Source organism: Streptomyces sp. NPDC047981 (assembly GCF_040653315.1).
GTDB lineage: Bacteria > Actinomycetota > Actinomycetes > Streptomycetales > Streptomycetaceae > Streptomyces.
This window is the reverse complement of record NZ_JBEZNQ010000098.1, coordinates 17,125-24,872: the sequence shown is the minus strand read 5'-3', so window position 1 is coordinate 24,872 and position 7,748 is coordinate 17,125. Positions and strand designations below refer to the sequence as shown.

At 71.9% G+C, this 7,748-nt stretch carries 7 protein-coding genes; 2 read left to right on the top strand and 5 right to left on the bottom strand.

Features of this window, described 5'->3' with window-relative positions; genetic code table 11:
- From AB0E14_RS35015 to AB0E14_RS35000, 4 genes are all read right to left on the bottom strand, one after another.
- Positions 1 to 1,184, bottom strand: a 1,184-nt coding sequence (locus AB0E14_RS35015) for an LLM class flavin-dependent oxidoreductase (protein ID WP_362427895.1), incomplete at its 3' end; no start/stop codon positions are given.
- A complete protein-coding gene (locus AB0E14_RS35010; RefSeq protein ID WP_362427892.1) occupies positions 1,181 to 2,227 on the bottom strand; it encodes an ABC transporter substrate-binding protein in 1,047 nt (348 codons plus the stop codon). The genes AB0E14_RS35015 and AB0E14_RS35010, both read right to left, overlap by 4 nt.
- 39 nt (positions 2,228 to 2,266) lie before the next feature.
- Positions 2,267 to 3,001: an ABC transporter ATP-binding protein gene (locus AB0E14_RS35005; RefSeq protein ID WP_362427888.1), complete on the bottom strand. Its 735-nt coding sequence runs from the start codon at positions 2,999 to 3,001 to the stop codon at positions 2,267 to 2,269.
- A complete protein-coding gene (locus AB0E14_RS35000; protein WP_362427885.1) occupies positions 2,974 to 3,840 on the bottom strand; it encodes an ABC transporter permease in 867 nt (288 codons plus the stop codon). The genes AB0E14_RS35005 and AB0E14_RS35000 overlap by 28 nt, the downstream gene beginning before the upstream one ends.
- 310 nt (positions 3,841 to 4,150) lie before the next feature.
- Between AB0E14_RS35000 and AB0E14_RS34995 the strand changes: the two genes are divergently transcribed.
- Positions 4,151 to 4,570 carry a YjbQ family protein gene (locus AB0E14_RS34995; RefSeq protein ID WP_362427882.1) on the top strand — a complete coding sequence of 140 codons (420 nt, stop codon included), beginning with the start codon at positions 4,151 to 4,153 and terminating at the stop codon, positions 4,568 to 4,570.
- Between the two features lie 72 nt (positions 4,571 to 4,642).
- Here AB0E14_RS34995 and AB0E14_RS34990 read toward each other — a convergent pair whose 3' ends face one another.
- A complete protein-coding gene (locus AB0E14_RS34990; RefSeq protein ID WP_362427879.1) occupies positions 4,643 to 5,932 on the bottom strand; it encodes a helix-turn-helix domain-containing protein in 1,290 nt (429 codons plus the stop codon).
- Between the two features lie 352 nt (positions 5,933 to 6,284).
- Here AB0E14_RS34990 and AB0E14_RS34985 point away from each other — a divergent pair, with 352 nt between their 5' ends.
- On the top strand, positions 6,285 to 7,640 hold the full coding sequence (locus AB0E14_RS34985) for a lipase family protein (protein WP_362427876.1): 1,356 nt from the start codon (positions 6,285 to 6,287) through the stop codon (positions 7,638 to 7,640).
- The last annotated feature ends 108 nt before the right edge of the window (positions 7,641 to 7,748 follow it).

Genomic DNA, 7,748 nt, shown 5'->3' with positions numbered 1-7,748 from the left:
GCTCCGCCGGGCGCGGACGCCGGGCGGCCGTTCGCGGCCGGGACGCCGAGCAGCGGGGAGGCGGGGATCCTCGGCAGCAGGCCCCGCGCGGCCAGCTCGGGGGTCACGCCCTCCCCGAACCAGTACGCCTCCTCCAGGTGCGGGTAGCCGGAGAGCACGAAGTGCTCCACCCCGAGGTCGTGGTACTCCTCGATCCGGTCGGCGACGTCCGCGTGGCTGCCGACCAGCGCGGTGCCGGCCCCACCCCGTACGAGACCCACGCCCGCCCACAGATTCGGCGCGATCTCCAGCTTGTCCCGGTCGAGCGAGCCACCGCCGTGCAGCGCCAGCATCCGCTGCTGGCCGACCGACTCGCTCCTGCCGAGGGTCTGCTGCGCCGCCGCGATCGTCTCCGCGTCGAGGTCGGACAGCAGCCGGTCGGCCACCGCCCACGCCTCGCGCGCGGAGTCCCGGGAGATGGTGTGCAGCCGGACACCGAACCGCACCGAGCGACCGCGCTCCTCGGCGAGCCGACGAATCCAGTCGATCTTCTCCTTGACCTGCCACGGAGGCTCGCCCCAGGTCAGATACACGTCCGCGTGCTGCGCCGCGACCGGACCCGCGGCGGCCGACGAGCCGCCGAAGAAGATCTCCGGCAACGGGTCGGGCGGCAGCGCGGTCAGCGCGCCCTCCACCTGGTAGTGCTCGCCCTCGAAGTCGTACGGCTGCCCGCCCCAGGCCCCACGCACGACCTTCAGGAACTCGGCCGTGCGGGCATAGCGCCGGTCGTGGTCCAGATGGTCGCCGAAGCGTCGCTGCTCCACCGAGTCCCCGCCGGTCACGACGTTGAGCAGCAGCCGCCCCCGGGTGATCCGCTGGTAGGTGGCGGCCATCTGCGCCGCGAGAACGGGGGAGATCACGCCGGGACGGAACGCCACCAGGAACTTGAGCCGCTCGGTGTGCTGGGCGAGCGCCGCCGTCGTCAGCCAGGCGTCCTCGCACCACGTGCCGGTCGGCGTCAGGACGGCCTCGAAGCCCAACTGCTCGGCCGCTTTGGCGATCTGGGCCAGGTAGTCGATGTCCGGCGCGCGTACGCCGGTCACGGCGGGGGAGCGGGTGATGCCGCCGTCGGTGTAGGCGTGCCGGTCGACGAGCGTACGGCCGTCGCCGCCGGTGGGCAGGAACCAGTGCAGGTGGACGGTCATGAGGTGGATCCCTTTCCGTAGGTGCGCGGCGCGGTGGTGGACGGCGGCAGGTTCTTGTTGAAGCGGGTGTCGACGTAGTCGGCGAAGCGGAACTTCCGGGGAATCAGCTTCAGTTCGGCGAAGGTGTCGGCGATCGCCTGCTCGGAGGCGATCGCCTCCTGGTCGAGGGCGACCGCGATCCGGGTGCCGCTGCTGCGCTTCACGGCCGCGAGCGCCACCTCGTAGGGCAGCCCGGTCTCCTTCGCCCAGACCTTCGCCCAGACGTCCGGGTGCTCGTGGACCCAGTCCTGGGCCCGCCGGAGCCGGTCGATGTAGTCGCCGATCGCCGCCGCCTTCTCCTTGTCGGCGAGCGCGGCGGGCGAGGCGACCGAGAAGCCGAGACCGTTGACCACGCCCCGGCCGTCGGTCAGCACCCGCGCCTTGCCGCCCGCGAGGACCTGCGAGGTGTACGGGTCCCAGACGGCCCACGCGTCGACCTTGCCGGTGCTGAACGCGGCGAGCGCGTCGGCGGGCTGGAGCAGGGTCACCTCGATGTCCTCGAGGGAGAGCCCCGCCTTCTCGAGGGAGGCGACCAACTGGAAGTGCGCGGAGCTGCCCTGGGCCACGGCGACCTTGCGCCCCTTCAGGTCCTGGGGCGTGCGGATCGGCGAGTCCGCCGGCACGAGGATCGCCTCTCCGGCCGCGTCGCCGTGGGTGGCGGCGACCACGGTGATCTTCGAGTCGGCCCCTGCGGCGAAGACGGGTGGCGTGTTGCCGACCGAACCGATGTCGACGGCTTTGGCGTTGACCGCCTCCAGGAGCGGCGGTCCGGAGGTGAAGGTCGACCACTGGATGCGGTAGGGGAGATCGTCCAGTTCGCCGGCCGCGCGCAGGACGGCTTCCGAGCCGCCCTTCTGATCACCCACGTTGAGGACGACGGACCCCTTGCCGTCGGAGTTGGATCCCGAGCCCGACCCGGAGTCGGCGGACGAGGGGGAGGAGCAGGCGGAGGCGAGCAGGGCGAGGGGAAGGAGGAGGACAGCGGGCAGGAGTGAGCGCTTCATCGAGGTCTCTCGGGTTTCCTGGGTCTCGGGTGGCGGGGGTCAGGCGGCCTGGTGGACGGCGGGGAGCTCGGCCTCGACGCCGAGTTCGGCGAGGAGACGGGAGCGCAGGGCGGCGAAGGCCGGGTCGCCGGCGGCGCGGGGACGGTCGAGGGCGACGGGCGTGTCGTACGCGATGACACCGTCCCGCATGACCAGCGCGCGGTCCGCGAGCAGCAGCGCCTCGTCGACGTCGTGCGTCACGAGGAGCACCGCGCAGCCGCGTCGCTGCCACAACTCGGCGACCAGGCGCTGGGCCTTGATGCGGGTGAGCGCGTCGAGCGCCCCGAACGGCTCGTCGAGCAGCAGGAGGTCCGGCTCCCTGACGAGCGCGCGGGCGAGCGAGGCACGCTGGGCCTCCCCGCCGGACAGGGTCTTGGGCCAGGCTCCCGCGCGATGACCGAGCCCGACCTCCTCCAACGCGCGCTCGGCGAGCGCCCTTTCGGGCCTTCCGGGCAGGCCCAGCAGCACATTGCGCCACACCCGCTTCCAGGGCATGAGGCGGGGCGCCTGGAAGGCGACCGCCCGGCGGCGGGGGACGAGGACGGTCCCGGAGATCTCCCGGTCGAGCCCCGCGAGGACCCGCAGCAGCGTGGACTTGCCGCAGCCGCTGTGCCCGAGCAGTGCGGTGAACTCGCCTGCGCGCAGGGTCAGATGGAGATCGTCGATGACGGGCCGGCCGTCGAAGGAGCGGGTCAGCCCCTCGACGGTCACTGCCCGGTGAAGGTCGGTCGCCATTGCAGCAGCAGCCTTTCGAGAGTACGGACGACGGCGTCGGCCAGCAGGCCGAGGAACGCGTAGACGACGAGGCAGACGACGATGACGTCGGTGCGGAAGAACTCCCGCGCCTGGTTCATCAGGAAGCCGATGCCGGCGTCGGCGTTGATCGACTCCCCGAAGACGAGCGCGAGCCACGCGGTCGCGAGGGAGTACCGCAGCCCGGTCATGGCACCCGGCAGCGCGCCCGGCAGTACGACATGCCGGATCAGCCCCCAGCGCTTCAGCCCCAACGACTCACCGGCCTCGACCAGTTGCGCGTCGACGCCGCGGATCCCGGCGTACACGTTCAGATAGAGATGGAAGGCGACGCCGAGCGCGATGAGCGCGACCTTGGGCGCCTCCCCGATGCCCAGCCAGATGATGAACAGCGGGATGAGCCCCACCCAGGGCACGGTCCGCAGCATCTGCACGGTCGCGTCGACGAGGTCCTCGCCGAGCCGCGAGAGCCCGGAGACCAGCGCGAGCGACACCCCGATCGCGCCGCCCAGCAGCAGCCCGACGGCGACGCGCTGGAGCGAGACGCCCATGGCGTGCGGCAGGGTGCCGTCGGCGATCAGTTCGCCGCCGGCGCGGGCGATGGTCCCGGGGGAGGCGAGCACGTCGGCCGGCAGGACCCCGGCCGCGCTGAGCACCTGCCAGGTGACGAGCAACAGCAGGGGACCCACGGTCCGCCGCAGCCAGCGCGGCGCGCGGGCGAGCCGTCCGCGACCGCCGCGCGCGGTGGGCGTCACCTCCTCAAGTGGTGAAACGGGGGATATGTCGGGCAAAGCAGAGGGCGGGGCATGGCCGACCGTCATGAAGGGGCTCCGCGGAGAGGGGAGAGGAATGCGAGAGGGAGAGGAGAGTCGAGTACGCGTCAGTGCCCGTGCGCACGCCGGAAACGGCGCGCGGCGACGGGTGTCAGCGCGGGGAACTCAGGGTGTGAGAGGGCGTCAGCAGCCGCGACGACAGGCGGCGGAGGCCACCCGCAGCAGGTCGATGTGACCGCGCGTGGTGAGCAGGGCTGTACGCAACATGGCGCGAACGTAGCGACTCGTTCCGGTGGCGGTCAACGCCGTCTCGGAGCGTGGACGCGCCGTCCCGCGCTGTGAGCGGCAGGATGACCTCATGTCCACTTTCAGCACCCGCGTCCTGACGCTCACCACCGGCAACTCGGAGACGGTCACCGACCTCACCGGGGCCTGCGCGGACTTCCTCGTCGAGACCGCCCCGGGCCGCGACGGCCTCCTCAACCTCTTCGTCCCCCACGCCACGGCCGGTCTGGCCGTCCTGGAGACCGGCGCGGGCAGCGATGCCGACCTCCTGACGGCGCTCCATCACCTCCTCCCGGCCGACGACCGCTGGCAGCACCGCCACGGCTCCCCCGGCCACGGCCGCGACCACGTCCTCCCGGCCCTGGTCCCGCCCCACGCGACGGTCCCGGTCCTGGCCGGCCGCCTCGAACTCGGCACCTGGCAGTCGATCTGCCTCGTCGACACCAACAAGGACAACCCGGAACGGCAGGTGCGGCTGTCGTTCTTGGGCTAGTGGTCGCCGTGGAACCGCAGGCGGGACATCCGGCCGTGCCGAACGGTGCGACGTCCGGCTTCGGCCGGTCGTTCAGTCCTGACGTGAGGGGCCGACGCGGGGCTCGCCGCGCCCTGCCGCGTCATGGGCCGCGAGCGCGGCGTGCAGGGTGACCAGATCGGCGCCCCGGGAGGCGTCCAGTCCGGTGAGATCCGTCGCCTTGCGCAGGCGGTAGTCCACGGTGTTCGGATGGACCTGGAGCCGGGCTGCTGCCCGGCGACGGTCGAGACTGCAGGCGAGGAAGGTGCGCAGGGTGGCGAGCAGTTCCGGGCGCGTGGCCAGAGGGTCGAGCAGCGCGGCGAGCCCTTCCCTGGCCGGGCTCGGACGGCTCAGCTGATATTCGAGCAGTACGTCGTCGAGCAGGTACAGTCCGGGCTCATGGCCGGATGCCTCGGCCACCTCACGTACCTCGCCGGCCAACCGGGCAGCGTCCGCAACGCCCTCTGGTGGCGCGGCGGCCGCCCCGGCCAGCACCTCGGCGCCGCACATCCGGCCCAGCTCGACCACCAGTCGGGACAGCCGGTCCCGGTCCGCATGGCCGAAGGCGGCGGCCGGCGCCTCGTACGGGATGAGGACCAGCCCTCCGCCGTCCGACAGCACGGACAGCGCAACTCCCGCTGTCTGCCGATGCAGTTCGTTGCGCAGCCGCCGGAGTTTGCGGCGAGCGGCGACCGCGTGGTTCACGCCGGTCACCAGCTCGTCCGGGTGCCGTCCCACGGAGATGCTCAGCACCAGGTAGCAAGGCGGCAGACGGATGCCGGCGCGGTCGGCCGCGGCCTTGGGGCTGCCGCCTTCCAGCAGTCGTGACAGCAGCGACTGCAGGGCGACCTGCTGGTCGCTCAGCGCCGTCTGCCGCTCCTGCACGTACCCGGCGGCGACCGCACAGCTCACCAACCTGAGATACGCGAGCAGCTGACGCTGAACCAGTAACACGTCGCCGATGTCGCCCGGTTCGGCCGCCGGGAAGACATGGGCGGCGCACTCCTCCGCGCCGAGGTGATAGGCGCCGACCACGGCCTCCAGCGGCACTCCCTCGTCGGCACGCCGGGCCGACGACTCGCGGATCGCCGCTTGCTCCGACTGATCCGGCAGCTCGCCGGTGCGCAGCATCTCGGCGAAGCTCCGGATGCCGCTCGTCACCTGTTTGGCGATGTCGCCACCGAGCTGTTCCGACGGCAGCCTTCCGTAGACGGGCAGCCGTTCGACAAGCCGGACCATGACCGCACGCTCGAGCGCACCGGCGGCAGCCTGGAGCCGGTCGTGGACCGGAACGCCGCCGAAGCGCGGCACCGAGTCGTGTGCCGCGGCGTTGGATGCGGTCACAATCCACCTCGCAAATCTCTGTTCTCCGCCCTGGAGACGCGGCGGCGCACCGCCTCCATCATGTTTCCGGGACATCTCCTACCGGTTGGTAACACGTCAGGCCGGTGGATTGCCAGACGTGGCGGACCGCGGCCGCGTCATGCATCGGATCTCCCCGTTCGACCTGACCGCACCCCAGAGCCGCCATCCCCGAACCTCCACCCGCCGTACAGGAGACCGTCAAACCCCGACTCGCCTTCGCGCCGATCCGGCGCCCGGAATCTCCGGGCAGGGAGCCGCCAACCCTCTGCCGGTCGTGCCGTCTCCGAGCCCTCAGGCCGGTCGGCCCCCCCACTCAGGAATCGAGGAAGCCATGTCCAAGACGGCAGTTCGTCTGATTTCCATCGCTGTCGCCGTCGCGGCGGCCATGACCGCCGCGCCGGCGGCCACCGCCACCGAGTCCTTGCAGGCCGCGACCACGACGACGGCCACGTCCGCCGCGAGCGACCCGTTCTACACCTACGACGGCAGCGAGCCCCTGTCGTCGTTCGCCCCGGGCGCCGTGCTGAAGACGCGGACGCTGCGGTACCACCTCGTCGGCATTCCCACGCCGTTGAAGGCGATCCAGCTGCTCTATCGCAGCACCGACGCCCAGGGACGCCCGGCCGCCAACGTGACCACAGTGGTGCGCAGCCTCACGGGTGACGGAAGCAAGGCCGTGTCGTACCAGTCGTTCTACGACTCGCTGAACCCGGAGGACGGGCCGTCCCGCGCCATCGCCGGAGACCTCACCCTCGGCGGCGTGATCCCCAACGCCGAGGCCGTCTTCATGGCGCCGCTGCTGGCGAAGGGCTACACCCTCGTCATCCCGGACACTCAGGGCCAGCGGGCAGCCTTCGCCGCCGGACCCGAGTACGGAACCAACACCCTGGACTCGATCCGTGCGGCGACCCGGTCCGCGGAGACGGGGCTGAGCGACAACACCAGGTTCGGTCTCATGGGTTACTCGGGCGGTGCCATCGCCACGAACTGGGCAGCCGCGATGGCGCCGGCCTACGCGCCGGACGTGAACCGGAAGTTGGTCGGCTTCGCCGAGGGCGGCCTGCTCGTGACCCCGGCGCACAATCTGAAGTACGTGGACGGGTCCCTCGCGTGGTCGGGCGTCATCCCCATGGCGATCATCGGCGTCTCCCGCTCCTTCGACATCGACGTCAAGCCCTACCTGAGCAGCTACGGCCTCAAGGTGTACGCGGAGCTGGAGAAGGGCTCCATCGTCAACGCCCTGGGCCGCTACCCGGGTCTGACCTGGAAGAAGATGGCGAAGCCCGAGTACGAGAACATCAACTCCGTCCCTGAGATCGTCACGGCGGTGAACCGGATCAACCTCGGCTCCGCCGCCACCCCGACCATTCCCGGGTTCATCGCCCAGGGGGACGCGGGCGTCCTGGAGGGCACCTTCGGCAACCACCCCGGGATCGGCACGGGTGACGGCGTCATGGTCGCCGGGGACGTGCGCGCGCTCGCCCGGCAGTACTGTGCCACCGGCAACACCGCCATCTCGTACCGGCAGCACGAGCTGCTCAGCCACGTCGGGGTGCCCGTCATCTGGGCCCCGCTCGCGATGGACTGGCTCGATGCCCGCTTCGCGGGCCGGACCGCCCCGTCCGACTGCGGTCGCATCCCCGCAGGCAACTCGCTGGCACCGGAGGAGCCGACGTCGTCGTCCTGACCCCTGTGGTGCGTGCCCGGGGTGCAGGCCCGCCGGGCCCCGCGCCACCGACACCCCCCGCCGCGCGGCCCCCCCCCCGCGCCCCCCGAGGGGGGGGACGCGGAGCCC

Excerpts from the sequence above, each read along its gene's own strand:
- AB0E14_RS35010 (WP_362427892.1), bottom strand. The coding sequence starts at position 2,227 with ATGAAGCGCTCACTCCTGCCCGCTGTCCTCCTCCTTCCCCTCGCCCTG.
- AB0E14_RS35005 (WP_362427888.1), bottom strand. The coding sequence starts at position 3,001 with ATGGCGACCGACCTTCACCGGGCAGTGACCGTCGAGGGGCTGACCCGC.
- AB0E14_RS35000 (WP_362427885.1), bottom strand. The coding sequence starts at position 3,840 with ATGACGGTCGGCCATGCCCCGCCCTCTGCTTTGCCCGACATATCCCCC.
- AB0E14_RS34995 (WP_362427882.1), top strand. The coding sequence starts at position 4,151 with ATGTCCACTTTCAGCACCCGCGTCCTGACGCTCACCACCGGCAACTCG.
- AB0E14_RS34985 (WP_362427876.1), top strand. The coding sequence starts at position 6,285 with ATGTCCAAGACGGCAGTTCGTCTGATTTCCATCGCTGTCGCCGTCGCG.